17 protein-coding genes and 2 riboswitches are annotated in these 17,576 nt (G+C 76.6%); of the genes, 11 read left to right on the top strand and 6 right to left on the bottom strand.

The genetic code is table 11. The features are described 5' to 3' along the window. Positions 1–139 precede the first annotated feature (139 nt). A complete protein-coding gene (locus ACI78Z_RS23250) occupies positions 140–745 on the bottom strand; it encodes a class I SAM-dependent methyltransferase (protein WP_457038904.1) in 606 nt (201 codons plus the stop codon). Between the two features lie 129 nt (positions 746–874). Here ACI78Z_RS23250 and ACI78Z_RS23245 point away from each other — a divergent pair, with 129 nt between their 5' ends. Beyond that, the gene (locus ACI78Z_RS23245; protein WP_457038903.1) at positions 875–1,138 is read left to right on the top strand and encodes a hypothetical protein; all 264 of its coding nucleotides are present in this window, start codon (positions 875–877) and stop codon (positions 1,136–1,138) included. Here the strand turns inward: ACI78Z_RS23245 and ACI78Z_RS23240 are convergent. After that, on the bottom strand, positions 1,104–2,471 hold the full coding sequence (locus ACI78Z_RS23240) for a DNA polymerase IV (RefSeq protein WP_457038902.1): 1,368 nt from the start codon (positions 2,469–2,471) through the stop codon (positions 1,104–1,106). The genes ACI78Z_RS23245 and ACI78Z_RS23240 overlap by 35 nt on opposite strands. Positions 2,472–2,711: 240 nt before the next feature. Between ACI78Z_RS23240 and ACI78Z_RS23235 the strand changes: the two genes are divergently transcribed. Continuing rightward, a complete protein-coding gene (locus ACI78Z_RS23235; RefSeq protein WP_457038901.1) occupies positions 2,712–3,200 on the top strand; it encodes a flotillin domain-containing protein in 489 nt (162 codons plus the stop codon). A gap of 69 nt (positions 3,201–3,269) precedes the next feature. Here ACI78Z_RS23235 and thiD read toward each other — a convergent pair whose 3' ends face one another. The 3 genes from thiD to thiM form a co-directional block, all read right to left on the bottom strand. Further along, positions 3,270–4,109, bottom strand: coding sequence for a bifunctional hydroxymethylpyrimidine kinase/phosphomethylpyrimidine kinase (gene thiD / locus ACI78Z_RS23230; RefSeq protein ID WP_457038900.1), 840 nt, complete (start codon positions 4,107–4,109; stop codon positions 3,270–3,272). Beyond that, a complete protein-coding gene (thiE, locus tag ACI78Z_RS23225; protein ID WP_457038899.1) occupies positions 4,106–4,780 on the bottom strand; it encodes a thiamine phosphate synthase in 675 nt (224 codons plus the stop codon). Before thiE ends, thiD begins: the two co-directional genes overlap by 4 nt. 73 nt (positions 4,781–4,853) lie before the next feature. Further along, entirely contained in the window at positions 4,854–5,642 is a 789-nt protein-coding gene (gene thiM, locus ACI78Z_RS23220; protein WP_457038898.1) for a hydroxyethylthiazole kinase, read from the bottom strand. Continuing rightward, a riboswitch (TPP riboswitch) is annotated at positions 5,636–5,731 on the bottom strand. Its footprint overlaps the gene before it by 7 nt. 38 nt (positions 5,732–5,769) lie before the next feature. Continuing rightward, a riboswitch (TPP riboswitch) is annotated at positions 5,770–5,879 on the top strand. Between thiM and ACI78Z_RS23215 the strand changes: the two genes are divergently transcribed. After that, the gene (locus tag ACI78Z_RS23215; RefSeq protein ID WP_457038897.1) at positions 5,873–6,886 is read left to right on the top strand and encodes an alcohol dehydrogenase catalytic domain-containing protein; all 1,014 of its coding nucleotides are present in this window, start codon (positions 5,873–5,875) and stop codon (positions 6,884–6,886) included. Its footprint overlaps the riboswitch before it by 7 nt. An 82-nt stretch (positions 6,887–6,968) precedes the next feature. Then, positions 6,969–7,703 (top strand): TSUP family transporter, encoded by a 735-nt coding sequence (locus ACI78Z_RS23210; RefSeq protein ID WP_457038896.1) that lies wholly within the window; start codon positions 6,969–6,971, stop codon positions 7,701–7,703. A gap of 152 nt (positions 7,704–7,855) precedes the next feature. Here the strand turns inward: ACI78Z_RS23210 and ACI78Z_RS23205 are convergent, their stop codons facing one another. Then, entirely contained in the window at positions 7,856–9,580 is a 1,725-nt protein-coding gene (locus ACI78Z_RS23205) for a helicase (protein WP_457038895.1), read from the bottom strand. A 210-nt stretch (positions 9,581–9,790) separates the two neighbouring features. Between ACI78Z_RS23205 and ACI78Z_RS23200 the strand changes: the two genes are divergently transcribed. From ACI78Z_RS23200 to pgm, 7 genes are all read left to right on the top strand, one after another. Continuing rightward, positions 9,791–10,015 (top strand): FitA-like ribbon-helix-helix domain-containing protein, encoded by a 225-nt coding sequence (locus ACI78Z_RS23200; RefSeq protein WP_457038905.1) that lies wholly within the window; start codon positions 9,791–9,793, stop codon positions 10,013–10,015. Beyond that, complete coding sequence (locus ACI78Z_RS23195) at positions 10,012–10,404, top strand: type II toxin-antitoxin system VapC family toxin (RefSeq protein ID WP_457038894.1); 393 nt, start codon at positions 10,012–10,014, stop codon at positions 10,402–10,404. The genes ACI78Z_RS23200 and ACI78Z_RS23195 overlap by 4 nt, the downstream gene beginning before the upstream one ends. 57 nt (positions 10,405–10,461) lie before the next feature. Continuing rightward, positions 10,462–11,304, top strand: coding sequence for an alpha/beta fold hydrolase (locus tag ACI78Z_RS23190; protein ID WP_457038893.1), 843 nt, complete (start codon positions 10,462–10,464; stop codon positions 11,302–11,304). 101 nt (positions 11,305–11,405) lie between these two features. Beyond that, entirely contained in the window at positions 11,406–13,010 is a 1,605-nt protein-coding gene (locus ACI78Z_RS23185; protein WP_457038892.1) for a methyl-accepting chemotaxis protein, read from the top strand. Positions 13,011–13,197: 187 nt separating this feature from the next. Then, a complete protein-coding gene (bluB, locus tag ACI78Z_RS23180) occupies positions 13,198–14,952 on the top strand; it encodes a 5,6-dimethylbenzimidazole synthase (RefSeq protein WP_457038891.1) in 1,755 nt (584 codons plus the stop codon). A gap of 363 nt (positions 14,953–15,315) precedes the next feature. Then, positions 15,316–15,729, top strand: coding sequence for a DUF4190 domain-containing protein (locus ACI78Z_RS23175; protein ID WP_457038890.1), 414 nt, complete (start codon positions 15,316–15,318; stop codon positions 15,727–15,729). Positions 15,730–15,783: 54 nt separating this feature from the next. After that, complete coding sequence (gene pgm / locus ACI78Z_RS23170; RefSeq protein ID WP_457038889.1) at positions 15,784–17,418, top strand: phosphoglucomutase (alpha-D-glucose-1,6-bisphosphate-dependent); 1,635 nt, start codon at positions 15,784–15,786, stop codon at positions 17,416–17,418. The last annotated feature ends 158 nt before the right edge of the window (positions 17,419–17,576 follow it).

Genomic DNA, 17,576 nt, shown 5'->3' with positions numbered 1-17,576 from the left:
GCTGGCGGTCCGGGTGCAGCCCCGCCCCGGCGGGGGGGGCGCCGGGTGGGGGGCGCCGCGGGCCATATCACTTGATCCCCCACGCGCGGAGCCTCGTGGGGGTCGAGATCGCGCGAACGCGACGGTCTGGAGCAGGCGCTCAGGCGGGGCGCAGGACGGCGACCAGGAAGTCCGACTCCGCGGTGAACGGCCGCAGGTCCCAGGTCGACAGCAGCAGGTCCTCGGCCCAGCCGGCCGTGCGGGCGTCGTCCCGGAACTGGTCGAAGGCGTACCCGCGGCCGGCGCCGAAGCCGATCGCCGCCCGCCCGCCGGGTGCCACGTGCGCGCGCAGCCGCCGCAGGACGGCGACCCGCGTGCCCGGCGCCAGGAAGGCCATCACGTTGCCGGCCGAGACGATCACGTCGAACGGTTCCGGGATGCCCAGCGCCGGCAGGTCCAGCTCGGCGAGGTCGCCGACGAGCCACCGCGGGCCGGGGTGGTCCTCCTCGGCCGCGGCGATGAGCACCGGGTCGACGTCGACCCCGACGACGGTGTGCCCGGCGCGGGCCAGCCAGCCGCCGGTCCGGCCCGGTCCACAGCCGGCGTCGAGCACCCGGGAGCCGCGCGGCAGCATCGCGTCGACCAGCCGCGCCTCGCCGGCGAGGTCGAAGCCCTGCGCGGCGAGGTCCCGGAACCGCTGCACGTAGGCCGCCGAGTGGCCCGGGTCCGCCTGCGTGATCCGCACCCACGCGCTCTGCTCGGTCATGCCCCCATCGTCGCCGACGGCCGGGATCCCGAGGGAACCGGCACCTGACACCCAGCTTCTCCACAGGTGCGGGCACCAGGGTCGCAGTCGAGCGGTCCACCGGGGGCCGCCGGACGACGGGAGGCCGCCATGGCCGCCACGACGAGCGGGTGCCGGATCCTCTGGCTGCGGACGCGCCCCGCCGTACCCGCGGAGCCCGACCTCCCCGTGGAGGTCGCCGTCCAGGTCGCGACGGCGGCCCTGGCCGACCACCCGGGGGCGGTGATCGACCGGGTCGAGGTCGACCGCACCGGCGGCTACACGGCCCACCTGGTGACCCGCTCGGGCGTGCGGCTCGTCGTCCAGGTCGGCCGGGACCTCACGGTGTTCGGGTGGCTGGCGCTGGCTCGCTGACCCGCCAGTCCGGCGGCTCGGCGGGGTGCAGCGCGGGGTCGTCCGCGGCCAGGGTGCGCACCGGACCGGGCGGGGTCAGCGGGCCCTCGAAGCGCACGGTGACCCGCCCCAGGCCCCGCCCCCACACCCAGCCGGCGCCGAGCTCGTCGTGCCGCACGTCCTGGCCGGGCCACCACCGCGCCTCGGCGGTCAGCGGCTCGGGCTCCTCCTCGGGCGCGGCGTCCGGCTCCGGGACGTCGTCCGGTCGCGGGTCGTCGCCGGCGGCGAACAGGTCGCCCTGGGCGTAGAGCGACAGCCCGGACACCCCGACCCCGAGCAGCCGCAGCCCGCCCTGCGTGCCGGCCTCGGCGAGCAGCCGGTGCGCGATCGCGGCGATCACCCGCGGGTCGTCGGTCGGCTGGGGCAGCGTCTGCGAGCGGGTGAGCGTGGTGAAGTCGTAGCGGCGCAGCTTGAGCGTCACCGTGCGGCCCGAGTAGGCGGCCGCGCGCAGCCGGCTGCCGACCCGCGCCGCCATGCTGTCCACGTACCGGCCGAGGACGGCGCGGTCGGTGAGGTCGCGGGCGAAGGTCTCCTCCTGCGAGACCGATTTCGCCTCCCGCTCGGCGACGACCCGCCGGTCGTCCTCGGCGCGGGCCAGCGCGTACAGCCCGGCCCCGTGGGCGCGGCCGGCGAGCGCCACCAGGTCCGGCAGCGACTTCGCGGCCAGGTCGGCGACGGTCGTCACGCCCACCTGGTGCAGCCGCTCGGCGGTCGCCGGCCCCACCCCGCCCAGCCGGGTCACCGGCAGCGGGTGCAGCACCTCGAGCTCGCGCCCCGGCGGGACGACGACCAGCCCGTCGGGCTTGTCGAGGTCGGAGGCGATCTTCGCCATGAGCTTCGACGACCCGATGCCGACCGAGCCGGTCACGCCGCCGGTCGCCGCGGCGATCCGCGCCTTGAGCCGCCGCGCCAGCCCGGTGACGCCGTCCGCGGACAGGTCCAGGCCGGTGCCGGCGGCGAGGTCGACGTAGGCCTCGTCGATCGACACGGGCTCGACCAGCGGGGACAGCTCGCGCAGCAGCTCCATCACGACGTCGGAGGTGCGGCGGTAGGCGGCGAACCGCCCGCCGAGGAACGCCGTCCCGGACGGGCAGCGGCGGCGCGCCTCCGCGGTGGACATCGCCGAGCGGGCGCCGTACGCGCGGGCCTCGTAGGACGCCGTCGCCACCACCCCGCGGCCGCCGGTGCCGCCGACGACCACCGGCCGGCCGCGCAGCGAGGGCTTGTCGCGCTGCTCGACCGCGGCGAAGAAGGCGTCGAGGTCCAGGTGCAGGATGCCCGCCTCCCGCCGCACGCCCCACCTCCTCGTCCTCGCCGCCGGCTCGCCCCCATCGTCGCCCGTCCTCCGGAGGGGTGAGGAACGGACGCACCGGTGCAGCAACTGTGGATCACGCCCGGTCCCGGCTGCGAGGGTGCAGCGCCGGACACCGACGGAGAGGGACAGCGTGGAGGCGGGCTTCCTCGTCGTGGGTGCGCTGGGCCTCGGCGTCCTGCTGCTGTCGCTGGTCCTCGGGAGATCAGGCGCGGCTGTCCGGTGAGGGCGAGCGGGCCCGCCGGTCGGCGCTGGCCGAGGCCGAGGCGGTCGAGGGCGCCGAGCGCGGCGAGGCGGAGCGGCTGCGCCGGCAGGCGAGCCGACGCGGTCGAGCGGGAGGGCAGCGCGGAGGCCGCCGCGATCCTCGCCCGCGGTCAGGCCGAGGCCGAGGCGCTCGACGCCCGGTCGGAGGCCTTCCAGAAGTACGGCGAGGCGGCGATCCTCGAGATGCTGGTCAAGGTGCTGCCGGAGGTGGTGCAGGCCGCCACCGCCCCGCTGGCGGGCGTGGACAAGATGACCGTCATCTCCGCCGACGGCGCGGGGTCGCTGGGCCGCTCGGTCGCGGCCAACGTCGCCCAGGGGGTGCAGCTGTCGGGCGACCTCACCGGCGTGGACGTCGCGGCCCTGCTGCGCCGGCTCGGTGGCGCGGCACCCGCCGCGGACGGCGTCACCCGCGTCCCGATCACGACGGACGAGCAGCCCGCCGGCTGACGCCTGACTGCCGTGATCATCGGCGTCTGGCTGCACGACACGCCGGTGCGGGCAGCCGGGTGGCGATGATCAACGCGGCCACACCCTCCAGATGCCGGCGAAGTGGTGCACCGGGCCGTGGCCCGAGCCGACGCCCAGGCCGGCCCCGGCCTCCAGCGCCCTGTGCAGGTAGTCGCGGGCGGGGTCGACCAGCCGGGTCCAGTCGTCGGTGCGGTGGTGGGCGGCCAGCGCGGCCAGCGCCGACGACAGCGTGCAGCCGGTGCCGTGCGTCGACGTGGTGACCACCCGCGGTCGGCGGGTGACGGTCACGCCGTCCGCGGTGGCCAGGACGTCGACGCTCTCGTCCCCACCGAGGTGTCCCCCCTTGAGCAGCACCGCCCGGGGACCCAGCTCGAGCAGCGCGGTCGCCTGGCCGGGCAGCTGGTCGACGTCGGTGGCCGGGGGCGCGTCGAGCAGCACGGCCGCCTCCGGCACGTTCGGCGTGACCAGGTCGGCCAGCGGCAGCAGGTCGGCGCGGACGGCGTCGACGGCGGCGTCGTCGATGAGCCGGTCCCCGCTGGTCGCCACCATGACCGGGTCGCACACCACCGGGCCGGCCGGGCGGTCGGCGAGCGCGGCGGCGACCGCGCGCACCACGTCGGCGGTGCCGAGCATGCCGAGTTTGGTGGCGTGCACCTCGACGTCGGCGAACAGCGTCGCCAGCTGCTCGGCGACGAACTCCGGCGGGACGCAGTGCACGCCGGTGACGCCGCGGGTGTTCTGCGCGGTCAGCGCGGTGAGCACCGCCGTGCCGTAGACGCCCAGGGCGCTGAAGGTCTTCAGGTCGGCCTGGATGCCGGCGCCGCCGCTGGGGTCGCTGCCCGCCACGGTCAGCGCTGTGCTGACCCCCGCCCGCCCCCGCCCGCTCACCGGACCACCTGGGCGAGCCGGCCCCGGTCGATCGCGGACCGCAGCGCGCGGGCGGCGTCCGCGGGGTCGGGCGCGGTGCACACGGCCGAGACCACGCACACGCCGTCCACCCCGGTCGCGGCAACCTCGGCGGCGCGCGCGGCGTCGATGCCGCCGATCGCCACCGTGGTGAACCCCGCGGCGCGGGCGGCGTCGGCCAGCGCGCGGACGCCGTCCGGGCCGAGGGCGCCGCCGGCGTCGGGCTTGGTCGGCGTGGTCCACACCGGGCCGATGCCGACCAGGTCGACCGTGCCCGCCGGCAGGGCGCGCGCGACGTCCAGCTCGGCGACGGAGGAGACGCTGAACCCGAGCAGCCGGCCGGGCCCGAGCAGCGCGCGCACCCCGGCCGGCGGCAGGTCGTCCTGGCCGACGTGCACGCCGTCCGCGCCGGCGAGCAGGGCGACGTCGACGGCGTCGTTGACCCACACGGCGACGTCCGGCCGGTCGGCCAGCGCGGCCTGCACCGCGCGGATGAGCTCCAGCAGCTCGCGGCGGGAGGCGGTCTTGTCCCGCACCTGGACGGCGGTGACGCCGCCGGCCACCGCGGCGCGGACGACGTCGGCGACCGGCCGCGGGTGCGACAGCGCGGTGTCGGTGACCAGGTAGAGGGTGGGGTCGAACGGGCGGCTCACGAGACCTCCTCGCTGGCGCTCGTCGCTCCCATGAGCCCGGGTGCTGTGCCCCTGCGTGACCTCGCCAGCTCGGTCACGAGACGTCCGCCGCGGCCAGGGCCGCGCCGTCGACGGCGTCCAGCGCGTCGAGCCAGGCGGGCGCGAAGCTGCCCGGGCCGGCGGCCACCTGCGCGGCCCGCTCCGCGGCGACGGCGACGTGCGCGTGCGCGGCGACGGTGCCGACGAGCGGGTCGCCGGTGGCGGCGACGTAGGCGGCGACCAGGGCGCCCAGCGCGCAGCCGGCGCCGGTGGTGCGGGTCAGCAGCGGGGAGCCGCCGCCGACGCGGACCGTCCGCCGTCCGTCGGTGACGAGGTCGACCTCGCCGCTGACCGCCACGACGCCGCCGGTGCGGGCGGCGAGCTCGGCGGCGGCCTTGGCGGCGTCCTCCGTGGAGTCGGTGCTGTCCACGCCGCGGCCGCCGGCGCCCGCGCCCGCCAGCGCCATCACCTCCGAGGCGTTGCCGCGGACCACGGTCGGCCGCAGCGCGACCAGGTCGGTGGCCAGCTCGGTGCGGTAGACCAGGCCGCCGACGGCGACGGGGTCGAGCACCCACGGCGTCCCGGCCGCGCCCGCCGAGCGGGCCGCCAGCCGCATCGCCTCGGCGGTGCGCGCGTGGACGGTGCCGACGTTGACCAGCACCGCGGAGGCGACCGCGGCGAAGTCGCCGGCCTCCTCGGGTGCGTCCACCATCGCCGGGGCGGCGCCCGCCGCGAGCAGGGCGTTGGCGGTGATCGTCTGCACCACCGTGTTCGTCAGGCAGTGCACCAGGGGGGTGCGTGCGGACAGCGCCGCGCGGGCGGCGCGCAGGTCGACGGCCGGCATGCCGGTGACATCCCTTCGCCAGTGCGAACTGGAGCAGGTTCGACGGGTGTGCTCTCAGTCCCCGGTGGGGGACACCCCGTGCCACGTGCCCCCCGAACGTAACACCGGGAGGAGGGGTAGCGTCCCGGCCGCTGATCACGGGAGCCCGCGCCGAGCGGGCTGAGAGGGCGGCTGGGGCCGCCGACCGTTCGAACCTGTCCGGGTCATGCCGGCGTAGGGAGGCCGTCGTCGTGCGTGCTGTGCGTTTCTCCGGTGCCGGGGAGCCCCTCCTGGTCGAGGAGGTCGACCGGCCGCGGCCGGGGCCGGGTGAGGTGCTGCTCGACGTCGCCGCGGCCGGCGTCTGCGGCACCGAGCTGCACTTCCTCGACGGGCTGCTGACCCCGGCGCGGACGCCGATCACCCTCGGCCACGAGGTCGCCGGGGTGGTCGTCGAGCTCGGCGAGGGGGCCGACGGTGTGGCGGTGGGCGACCGGGTCGCCGTCCACTACCTGCACGCCTGCCACCGCTGCCGCTGGTGCACGGCCGGCGACGACCACCTGTGCGACGCACCGCTGGGGTTCCTGGCCTTCGCCACCGACGGCGGCTTCGCCGAGCAGGTCGCCGTCCCGGCCTCGTCGGTGGTCCCCGTGCCGGACGGTGTCGACCTGCCCACCGCCGCGACGCTGTGCTGCAGCGGGACGACGGCGCTGCACGCGGTCGACGTCGCGGGCGTGCGGTCGGGCGCGGACGCGGTCGTGTACGGCGTCGGCGGGGTGGGGCTGGCCCTGGTGCAGGTGCTGCGGGAGGCCGGCGCGCGGGTGGTCGCGGTGGCCCGCAGCGCGCAGCGGCTGGCGCTCGCCCGGGAGCTGGGCGCCGCGGTGACCGTGGACGCCTCGCAGGAGGACGTCGCCGCCGCCGTCCGGGAGGCCACCGGCGGCCGCGGCGCGGACGTCGTCTTCGAGCTGGTCGGCACCACGGAGACCGGCGCCGCCGCACTGGCCGCCCTCGGCAAGCGCGGCACCCTCGTGTACGTCGGCTACAGCTTCGACCGGGTCGAGCTCGACCCGCTGGCGCTGGTCGTGCCCGAGCAGCGGATCGTCACCTCGGTCGGCAACCGGCGCGCGGAGCTGGTCCAGGCCCTGGACCTGGCCGCCCGGGGCCTTCTCGTCACTGCCGTGACCACGCACCCGCTGGACGACGCGCCGCGGGTGCTCGACGACCTGCGCGCCGGCCGGGTCCTGGGCCGCGCCGTCCTCGTCCCCTGAGCCTGCCGGCGCCCCAGCCCGTGCACCGCCCGTCGGCTCGGCCGGTCGGGGGCAGGACCGCCCGTGCGACAGGATGGCCGGCGTGCTGCTCGCGTCCCTCGCCGTCCTGGCGGGCGCGACGGTGCAGGCCGCCGCCGGCTTCGGGCTCGCGCTCATCGCCGGGCCCGCGATCGTGGCCGTGCTCGAGCCCACCGAGGCGGTCACCACGCTGATGGTGCTCGCCACGGCCACCACGCTGCTCCTGCTGCTGGTCCGCCGCGGGCCGCGGCCGGCCGTCCGGTGGGCCGACGTCCGGGTGGTGACCCTGGCCGCCGTCCCCGGGGTCGTGGCCGGCGTGCTGGTGCTCGCCGTGGTCAGCAAGTCGGCGCTGCAGCTCGCGGTGGGCGTGGGCGTGCTCGCCGCCGTGGCGCTCCAGGTCCTGCGGCGCCCGCACGCCGGCCGGGCGCGGCCGTCCCGGTGGGTCACCCTGGGCGTGGGGCTGGTCGCCGGTCTGCTCACGACGACGACCAGCACGAACGGTCCGCCGCTGGTGCTCTGGCTCGAGCGCCGGCAGACGCCCCCGGCGGAGATGCGCGACACCCTGGCGGCGCTGTTCCTCGTCCTCAACCTGCTCGGCGCGGCGGTGCTCACCGCCACCGGGCGGGCCGGGCAGGCGCTCCGGCCGGACGTGGTGCTGGTGCTGCTGGCCGCGGCGGTCGTCGGCCACGTGGTCGGCCGCCGGCTGTTCCACCTGCTCGATGCCCGCCGGTTCCGGGCCGCCGGCCTCGGGCTGTCGGCGCTGGCGGGGTTGGCCAGCATCGTGGCGGCGCTCGGCTGAGGTCGCCGCCCGGCGCGAGCGGCCCGGATGGAGTCGATCATGGGCTTGGTGCAGGTGGACGCGCCCGTCGACGGCGCGGCGCCGAGCAACGACCCCATGATCGACACGGAGGGGGGCGCGGACGCGGGGTCGCGGGGGGAGGGTGGTGGTCCCTACTCGGTCAGCGCCACCGGGGGCAGCCAGTCGGCGTCCAGCAGTTCGGCGATCTCCTGCAGGGCGGAGGTGTCCGCGCCGGCGGTGGAGCCGCTGACCGCCAGCCGCTCCACCATCACGCGGGCCACCTGCTCCTCCACGGTGTCCTCGGCGAAGGCCACCCGCCACGGGGAGACCTGACCGTCGCGGTGGGTGCGGCCGGTGACCTGGCGGGCCTGGATGCCGGAGAACCGCGGCTGGTGGAACAGCCCGACCCGCGGCGTTGTCGACGCCGTGCGCCCCGACGGCAGCAGCTCCCCCGCGTGCAGGCTGATCGAGGCGGTCACGGTGAAGACGCACACCGGCGCCTCCCCCGTCTGGAAGCGCAGCCGCTCGGCCTCGACGTCGAAGCGGTCCCGGCCGTAGATCGACGACACCGCGATCCCCGAGTCCAGCAGCGCCTCGCGGATCGGGTCGGCCGCCGTCTCGACGAACTCGACCGACACCGCGACCTGCCGCTCGGCCTCGACCTGCGCGCGCACCCAGTCGACGGTGGCCTGCGCGCGGATCAGCCCGGCCTTCTGGCGGAAGCGCAGCAGCGCCGCCCGGCCGCGCGCGGTCTGCCGGGCCCTGCGGGCCAGCTGCATCTCGGCGCGGAACTCCTGCCACTCCGACTCGTACGCGCTCCTCTCGGCCGGCGTGAGGGAGACCGGCGTCCCGGTGACCGACACCGGGCCCCACGGCGCCGGCCGGTGCAGCGTCGCGGGCGGGTCGCCGTCGGCGAGCCAGCCCTGCAGCCGGGCCAGGTCGGCGCGGCGGGCGTCGACGTCCTCGGTCCACGTCCACCCGTAACGCCCACGTTCCACGTGGAACCCGTGCCCGGCGAGCTTCGCCGGCAGGTCCACCCAGGCGCGCAGCGGTTCGCCGTGCCGCTGGGCGAACTGGGGCGCGAGGTAGGGCAGCTCGAGCGGTGTGTGCGCCGGGGTGGCGGTGGCCGCGATGACGAACGGCGCGTCCTTCGCCCGCCCGCCGCCGGAGACCGCCTTCCAGTGCTTCCACCGCTGCGTCGTCGTGTGCCGGACCATGTGCGCCTCGTCGGCGATGACGACGTCGAACCGCAGTCCCGACACCTTGGCCAGCCGGTCCCACGTGGTGACGCACCAGCGCAGCCCGCCGTCGCCGAATCCGGCGATCGAGCGGGTCCAGTGGGGGATGGTGATGGCCGCCGGGCGGTCGGCGACGACGAGGACGCGCTCACCGCCGCGCAGCTCGCAGACCTCCCGGGCGGCCAGGACGGCGGTCCCCGTCTTGCCCACCCCGGGGTCGTCCCCGAGCAGGAAGACCCGGTGCCCCGCCGCGGCGGACACCACGACCGCCTCCGCGCCGGTGCACTGCTCCTCGCGCGGGACCATCTGCCGGGCCTCGGGCAGCGGCCGCGGCGCCTCGTTGAGCTCGTCCTCGAGGAAGCGCTCGAAGGTGTACGGCGGCGGGTCGTAGGCGGCCAGCTCCGGCGGCAGCTCGCGGCCGATCCACACGTGGGCCTGCAGGTCCGGCCGCCACTGCGCGCCCGGTGCGGGAGCGCGGAACGGGACGGCGAGCACCCACACCCGTTCCCCCGGGCCGGCGACCGGCCGTTCGGCGGCGGGCGTCGCGGTCCGGCGGGCGGGCGCCTTCCGGCGGGTCGTCGTCGCGGTGCGGGTGGTGCTGGTCGAGCGGCTCGTCGTCCGGCGGCGCCGTCCGGGCATCTGCGTGCGTTCCTCTCCTCGGGCGACGGCGGATCGGCCGTGCCGCCGTGGGGATGGTGCGACGGTCCGGACCCGATCCCGTGGCGCCCCGCCGGGGGATCAGGGTTGCGCTCCGGACCCTCCCGACGGGGAGGTGGGCGGACGCCGGTGTCGCATGTGCACCACATGCGGCTGCATGTGGTGCACATGTACGGTGGTGGGGTGCCGAAGATGCTGCAGGTCCGCCACGTACCGGACGAGCTGCACGCCGCGTTGCGTGCGCGGGCGGCGGAGAGCGGCTTGAGCCTGTCGGAGTACGTACTCCGCGAGTTGCAAGCGGTCGCCGCGCGGCCGACCAAGGCGCAGGTGCTGGCCCGTGCCGCTCGTCGTGGCGGTCGGCTCTCCTTCGAGGACGCGGTGACCGCCGTGGCCGCCGGGCGCCAGGGCAGGACGTGATCGTCGCCGATGCGTCGGTGATCGTGCCGGCCCTGGTGGACGACGGCTCGGCCGGTGCCCTGGCGCGTGAACGGCTCCTGGGCTCCGACGTCCACGCGCCCGAGCTCGCGGACGTCGAGGTGCTCTCCGTCGTCCGGCGCGAGGTGCTCGGCGGCCGGCTCACCGGTGCGCGGGGGGCCGCAGCGCTGGAGGACTACGCCGAGCTGGCCCTGGAACGGCATCCCCACCTGCTGCTGCTGCCGCGGGCGTGGGAGCTGCGGAATTCGGTCAGCGCCTACGACGCGCAGTACGTGGCGCTGGCCGAGCTGCTCGACGTCCCGCTGGTGACGGGCGACGAGCGACTCTCGCGGGCCCCCGGCCTGCGGTGTGCTGTCGACCTGCTGCGCTGACCACCGCTCGGCTTGCGGCCGGGCCGTCGGCCCTGCGGACTCTGGTGGAATGACCGGGTGACCGACGAGGAGGAGCGGCTGCACACCCGGACGCTGGGGTCCGCCGGGCCGCGGGTGGTGTTCGTGCACGGGCTGTTCGGCCAGGGCAAGAACTGGACGACGATCGCCAAGGGCCTCGCCGGCGACCACCGGGTGACCCTGCTCGACCTGCCCAACCACGGGCACTCGCCGTGGACCGACCGGGTCGACTACATCGACATGGCCGAGCTGGTCGCCGCGGAGCTGCGCACGTTCGGGGAGCCGGTCACCCTCGTCGGGCACTCGATGGGCGGCAAGGTGTCGCTGCAGCTGGCGCTGCGCCACCCCGAGCTGCTGCGCGCGCTGGTCGTCGTCGACATCGCCCCGGTCGAGTACCCGGTCTCCGGCGGTCGCACCGACGACCCCGACGAGGAGGCCTCGCCCTTCGCCGCCTACATCGCCGCGATGCGCGCCCTGGACCTCGACCGGCTGACGACCCGGGAGGACGCCGACGCCGCGCTGCGCGCCGCCGTCCCCAGCCGGATGGTGCGCTCGTTCCTGCTGCAGAGCCTGGTGCGCGAGGGGGCGGGGGCCGACGGCGGCTGGCGCTGGCGGCTGAACCTCGAGCTGCTCGAACGCGACCTGAGCGAGCTGCGCGGCTTCCCCGAGCCGCCGCCCGGCGCCCGCTACGACGGGCCGGTGCTGTGGATCGCCGGGGCGAACTCGACGTACGTGCTGCCCGAGGACCGCGAGCGGATGGAGGAGCTCTGCCCGAACACCCGGCTGGTGCGGGTCAAGAACGCCGGGCACTGGGTGCACTCGGAGCAGCCCGAGGTGTTCCTGGAGATGGTCAAGCGGTTCCTGGAGCGCGTGGAGCACTGACGGCAGCGACTCGTCCCTGACTTGACGGTCTCAGGTTGAGTTCGGACGGAACCGGCCGAAACCCGAGGTTGCCCCCATCACATCGGCTCCCGAGGTATCCCGTGCGGCTCTCCGTCCCCTCCCGTCTGCTCGCGCTCCCCCTGCGTGTCAAGGTGCTGACCGCCGTCGCGGTGGCCTGCGGCGTGGCCCTCACCATCGGCCTCGTGGCCCTGCGCGAGCTCGCCGGACTCGAGCGGCGCAGCGCGGAGATCCACAGCGAGGCGCTCGTCCCCTCCATGCAGCTGGCCGAGATCCGCCGCGCCTACCTGCAGACCCGCGTCGACGCCCTCGCCGACGAGCTGCTGCCCAAGGGCCCCCAGGACGTCGAGCACCAGGCGTACCTGGCCGACGTCGAGGCCATGGACGCCGCGATCGCGACCTACGCCGCCGACGAGGGCCTGACCGAGGCCCAGCGGGCGGACGTCGAGGTCCTCACCGAGTCCTGGACCGCCTACGAGGAGATCGTCGGCGGCCAGCTGCTCGCCTTCGCCCGGGCCGGTCGGATGGACGCCTACCTGCAGCTGCGCACCACCGAGGTCAAGCCGATCGCGGTGGCCCTCAACGAGGCCCTGACCCGGCTTGAGCAGTCCGAGGCGGCCAGCGCGGAGGCCACGGTCCAGGAGGCCCAGCGCACCTACGAGAGCGCCCGCACGCTCATCCTCGTCGTCCTGGCGATCGGCCTCACCGCGGCGCTGGCGCTCGGCTGGTTCGTCGTCCGCCTGGTCGTCCGTGCCGTGACCGCAGTCCGCGACGGGCTGGTGGCCATGGCCGGCGGTGACCTGACCGCGCGGGTCGAGGTCTCCTCCGGCGACGAGGTCGGCCAGATGGCCGCGGCTCTCAACCAGGCGACCGAGAGCCTGCGCAGCACGGTGTCCTCGACGGCCGAGTCGGCGTCGGCCCTCGCCGCCGCGGCGGAGGAGCTCAGCGCGTCGTCGGAGACGATCTCCGGCAGCGCGGAGGAGGCCGCCACCCAGGCCGGCGTCGTGGCCGCGGCCGCCGAGCAGATCTCCCGCAACGTGCAGACCGTCGCGTCCGGTTCCGAGGAGATGGGCGCCTCCATCAACGAGATCGCCCAGAACGCCTCCGAGGCCGCCCGGGTCGCCGGCACCGCGGTCCAGGCCGCCGAGGAGACGACCCGGACGGTGAGCAAGCTCGGCGTCTCGTCCCAGGAGATCGGCGAGGTGGTCAAGACCATCACCTCGATCGCGGAGCAGACGAACCTGCTGGCGCTCAACGCGACGATCGAGGCCGCCCGCGCCGGGGAGGCGGGCAAGGGCTTCGCGGTGGTGGCCAACGAGGTCAAGGAGCTGGCCCAGGAGACGGCGAAGGCCACCGAGGACATCGCCCGCCGCGTCGACGCCATCCAGGCCGACACCGCCGGCGCCACGACGGCGATCACCGGGATCGCCGGGATCATCAGCCAGATCAACGACTTCCAGCTGACCATCGCCTCCGCGGTGGAGGAGCAGGGGGCGACCACCGCGGAGATGAACCGCAGCGTCAGCGAGGCGGCGACCGGCAGCGGCGAGATCGCCGGCAGCATCGGCGGCGTGGCCCACGCCGCGTCGGCGACCACGGCCGGGGTCGCCCAGACCCGCCAGGCGGCCGAGGAGCTGGCCCGCATGTCCGGCGACCTTCAGGAGCTGGTGCAGCGCTTCCGCTACTGACCCCGACCGCGTCCGACGGGCGCCGTGGACCTGCGTGTCCGCGGCGCCCGTCGTCGTCCCGGGGCCCGCCACCCCACCTGCTCGGTGACGGGGAAGACGGCGGAGCTCGGCAGGAGCCGGGCCCGGCGAACAGGTGACCGCGGCCGGCCGGCCCGGGATCGGGCGGAGGTCCGGGCACCATGGCACGGTGCGCTCGGAGAACTGGCCGCGGCCGGTGCCGCTGATCGGTGACCGGACCTCGGCGTCGCAGCGGGCGGCCGATCCCGCCGGCTGGGCGATGGGCGAGGAGGTCCGGAACGCGCTGCACCAGGTGATCGGTGCGCGCCGCGACGTCCGCCGGTTCCGGCCCGATCCCGTCCCCGGCGACGTCCTGGAGCGCGTCCTGACCGCGGCCCATGCGGCCCCGTCGGTGGGCCACAGCCAGCCCTGGCGGTTCCTCGTCGTGCAGGACGCCGGCATCCGGGACTGGGCCGCGGTGCTCACCGACCGGGAGCGGCTGCGGCAGGCCGCGCAGCTGGAGGCCGACGCCGCGCGCCGCCTGCTCGACCTGCAGCTCGAGGGCGTCCGGGAGGCTCCTCTCGGGGTGGTGGTCTGCTGCGACCGGCGCACCCCGGCGGCCGGCGTCCTGGGCCGGGCCACCTTCCCCGACGCCGACCTGTGGAGCTGCGCGGCGGCCATCCAGAACCTGTGGCTGGCGGCCCGCGGGGAGGGGCTCGGTCTCGGCTGGGTGACCCTGTTCCGGCCGGAGGAGCTCGCCGGGCTGCTCGGGCTGCCGGACGGCGTCGTGACCCTGGGCTGGCTGTGCCTGGGCTGGCCCGACGAGCGGCCGCCCGCCCCGGGCCTGGAGCGGGCCGGCTGGTCCCGCCGGCTGCCCCTCTCCGACGTCGTCCTGCACGACCGGTGGCCCGTCGACGACGCCGGGGCCCCGGCCGCGCCGCCGTCCCACCTGCGGGCGCCGGGCCGGCAGGCGGTCGTCGCCGCCCGGGACCACGCCGACCGGCTGCTCACCCCGCCGGGCTCGCTCGGCGTCCTCGACCGGGCCGTGGACGGCGTCGTGGCGGCCGGCGGCGGTGCGATCTCCGGCGGCACCCTGGTGCTGGCCGCTGCCGACCACCCGGTCGCGGGCCGCGGGGTGTCGGCCTACTCCCCCGCCGTGACCCGGGACGTGGTCCGCGCCTCCGTCGTCGGCACCTCGCTGGGAGCCACCGCAGCCCGGACCGCCGGCCTGGGCGTGTGCGTCGTGGACGCCGGGGTCTCCGGCGACCCCGCGCCGGGTGCCGCGGTGCTGCGCCCCGCCGGCCCGCGCGGGGACCTCGTCGACCGGCCGGCCATGACGCCGGACGACGCCCGGCGGTTGCTGGACGCCGGCCGCGACCTGGGCCGCGACGTGGCAGCGGCGGGACTGGTCGCCCTGGGCGAGGTCGGGGTCGGCAACACCACCGTGGCAGCGGCCCTCGCCTGCGGCCTCCTCGACGCCGACCCGGCCGGCGCCGTCGGGCTGGGGGCGGGTGCCGACGCCGCCGTCCTCGCGCGCAAGCGGCAGGTCGTGGTCGAGGCCGTGGACCGGGCCCGTCGGGCGGACCCCTGCCTGGCACGGGACCCGGTGGGGGCGCTCGCCCAGCTGGGCGGCCCCGAGCTCGCCGTCCTGGCCGGGGTGGTCCTGGGCGCGGCGGCGGCCGGGTCGGCCGTGGTGCTCGACGGCTACGCCACCTCGGTCGCCGCCCTCGTGGCCGTGCGGCTGGAGCCCGGCGTCCAGCCGTACCTCGTCGCGGGGCAGCGCAGCCGGGAGCGCGGGCACGAAGCGGTCCTGCAGGAGCTGGGCCGTGAGCCGCTCCTGGACCTGCGGATGCGGGCCGGCGAGGGCGTCGGCGCGGCCCTGGCGAGCGGCCTGCTGCTCGCCGGGCTGGCGCTGCGCCGGGACACCGCCCGCGTCGACTCCTGACCGACGCGGATCCCGATGGCCGGGACGTCGGCGCGCTGTGCCACCGGGCTGCCGCCCGACGTGCGGCCCCGGGCGCTCACCCTCGACGACCGCCTGCCGTTCGTCTTCCAGGCGTCGGGCTCCCAGGTCACCTCACCACCGGGTACGACCCCGAGTTCGAGGCGGTGGCGGCGGCACTGGAGGGACCACGAGCACGGGGGGTGCGCGTAGGTCGCCCGTCCTCCGCGAGCCCCGCACCTCCCCAGTCGGGGTGGCCGGGCCGCGCGCCGCGTCCCCACCACGGCGACCCGCCCGTCACGATGGGCGTCGATCGCCCGCGGACCGCCGTCCCGGGCGGACACGCAGCGGACCAGGAGCGAGCACATGGCACACGGAGGTGCGCACCCGCAGGGTGCCGGTGACCCGTACGGGCCGCCGTCCACGTGGGGGCAGGAACACGTCCCCTACGGCGGCGGGTACCCGCAGCCGTACGGGTACCAGGCCCCGCTCCCCCCGGGCAGCGGCTGGCCCGGGACCTCCGGCCAGCCGTACGGCTGGCCGTACCCGCCGCCGCAGCGCACCAACGGGATGGCCATCGCCTCGATGGTGCTGGGCATCCTCTGGCTCTACTGGATCGGCAGCATCCTCGCGCTGGTCTTCGGCTACGTCGCGAAGCAGCAGATCCGCGAGCGGGGCGAGACCGGCGGCGGCATGGCCACGGCCGGCATCGTGCTCGGCTGGGTCGGCGTGGGGTTCCTGCTGCTGTTCCTGGTCCTCGGCGTCGCCTCCTCCGTCTGAGCCCTGCGCCGGCCGGGGTCGCGGGGGCGGCGGGTGCAGGGCCAGGATCGGCGCATGACCGACCCCCGCGCCGGACAGCCGGCCGCCCCCAGCGACCTGGTCGACGTCGCCTCGCTGGTCACCGCGTACTACACGCTCGAGCCCGACCCGGCCGACCCGGCCCAGCAGGTCGCCTTCGGCACGTCCGGGCACCGCGGATCGGCGTTCGACCGGGCGTTCAACGAGGCGCACATCATCGCCACCACGCAGGCCATCTGCGAGTACCGCACCGCCCAGGGCTACGACGGGCCGCTGTTCATCGGCCGCGACACCCACGCCCTCTCCGAGCCGGCCTGGGCCTCGGCGCTGGAGGTGCTGGTCGCCAACGACGTGACCGTGCTGGTCGATGCCGCCGACCGGTACACGCCCACCCCGGCGGTCAGCCACGCCATCCTGCGCGCCAACCGCGACAAGACGTCCGGCCTGGCCGACGGCATCGTCGTCACCCCGTCGCACAACCCGCCCCGCGACGGCGGCTTCAAGTACAACCCGCCCAACGGCGGCCCGGCCGACACCGACGCCACCAAGGTCATCGCCGCCCGCGCCAACGAGCTGCTGCGCGACGACCTCGAGGGCGTGCGGCGGATTCCCTTCGCCCGCGCCCGGGCGGCCGCGCAGGCGCACGACTTCCTCGGCGACTACGTCGACGACCTGCCCGCGGTGCTCGACCTCGACGCGGTCCGCGACGTCGGCGTGCGCATCGGCGCGGACCCGCTCGGCGGCGCCAGCGTCGACTACTGGGCGGCGATCGCCGAGCGGCACCGCCTCGACCTGACCGTCGTCAACCCGCTGGTGGACCCGACCTGGCGGTTCATGACGCTGGACTGGGACGGCAGGATCCGGATGGACTGCTCGTCGCCGTCGGCCATGGCCTCGCTGATCGGCAAGCGCGAGCAGTTCCAGGTCGCCACGGGCAACGACGCCGACGCCGACCGGCACGGCATCGTGACCCCCGACGGCGGGCTGATGAACCCCAACCACTTCCTCGCCGTCGCGATCTCCTACCTGTTCGCGCACCGGCCGGAGTGGGGTGCCGAGGTCGCGGTCGGCAAGACGCTGGTGTCGTCGTCCCTCATCGACCGGGTGGTCGGCGGCCTGGGCCGGCGGCTGGTCGAGGTGCCGGTCGGCTTCAAGTGGTTCGTCCCCGGCCTGCTCGACGGGTCGGTCGGCTTCGGCGGCGAGGAGTCCGCGGGTGCCTCGTTCCTGCGGCGGGACGGCGGCGTGTGGACGACGGACAAGGACGGCATCCTGCTGGCGCTGCTGGCCAGCGAGATCCAGGCGGTCACCGGCAGCTCGCCGTCCCAGCTGCACGCCGAGCTGACCGCCCGGTACGGGGAGTCGGCCTACGCCCGCATCGACGCCCCGGCCACCCGGGAGCAGAAGGCGGCGCTCGGCAAGCTCTCCCCGGAGGACGTGACGGCGACCGAGCTGGCCGGCGAGCCGATCACGGCCAAGCTCACCCGCGCGTCGGGCAACGACGCGGCGATCGGCGGGCTCAAGGTGACCACGGAGAACGCCTGGTTCGCCGCCCGCCCGTCGGGCACCGAGGACGTCTACAAGGTGTACGCCGAGTCCTTCCGCGGCCCCGACCACCTGGCGCGGGTGCAGGAGGAGGCCAAGGCCGTCGTCACCGCCGCGTTGGGCGCCTGACGACAGCCGGGGGGGGGGGGGGGGGGGGGGGGGGGGGGGGGGGGGGGGGGGGGGGGGGGGGGGGGGGGGGGGGGGGGGGTGGCGGTGCGGGGCGTCGGGGCGGGGGGGCGGGGGGGGGCGGCCACACGAGAGCTGCGAGCGGTAGGGGTCGCGGAGCG

Source organism: Geodermatophilus sp. SYSU D01176, from assembly GCF_054050015.1.
Note: the sequence above shows the minus strand (reverse complement) of the source record. Positions and strands in the feature narration are given on the sequence as shown.

Bases quoted from the DNA above. Each gene is read 5' to 3' on its own strand.
- ACI78Z_RS23250 (WP_457038904.1), bottom strand. From the start codon at position 745: ATGACCGAGCAGAGCGCGTGGGTGCGGATCACGCAGGCGGACCCGGGC.
- ACI78Z_RS23245 (WP_457038903.1), top strand. From the start codon at position 875: ATGGCCGCCACGACGAGCGGGTGCCGGATCCTCTGGCTGCGGACGCGC.
- thiM (WP_457038898.1), bottom strand. From the start codon at position 5,642: ATGCCGGCCGTCGACCTGCGCGCCGCCCGCGCGGCGCTGTCCGCACGC.
- ACI78Z_RS23205 (WP_457038895.1), bottom strand. From the start codon at position 9,580: ATGCCCGGACGGCGCCGCCGGACGACGAGCCGCTCGACCAGCACCACC.
- ACI78Z_RS23200 (WP_457038905.1), top strand. From the start codon at position 9,791: ATGCTGCAGGTCCGCCACGTACCGGACGAGCTGCACGCCGCGTTGCGT.
- ACI78Z_RS23175 (WP_457038890.1), top strand. From the start codon at position 15,316: ATGGCACACGGAGGTGCGCACCCGCAGGGTGCCGGTGACCCGTACGGG.
- pgm (WP_457038889.1), top strand. From the start codon at position 15,784: ATGACCGACCCCCGCGCCGGACAGCCGGCCGCCCCCAGCGACCTGGTC.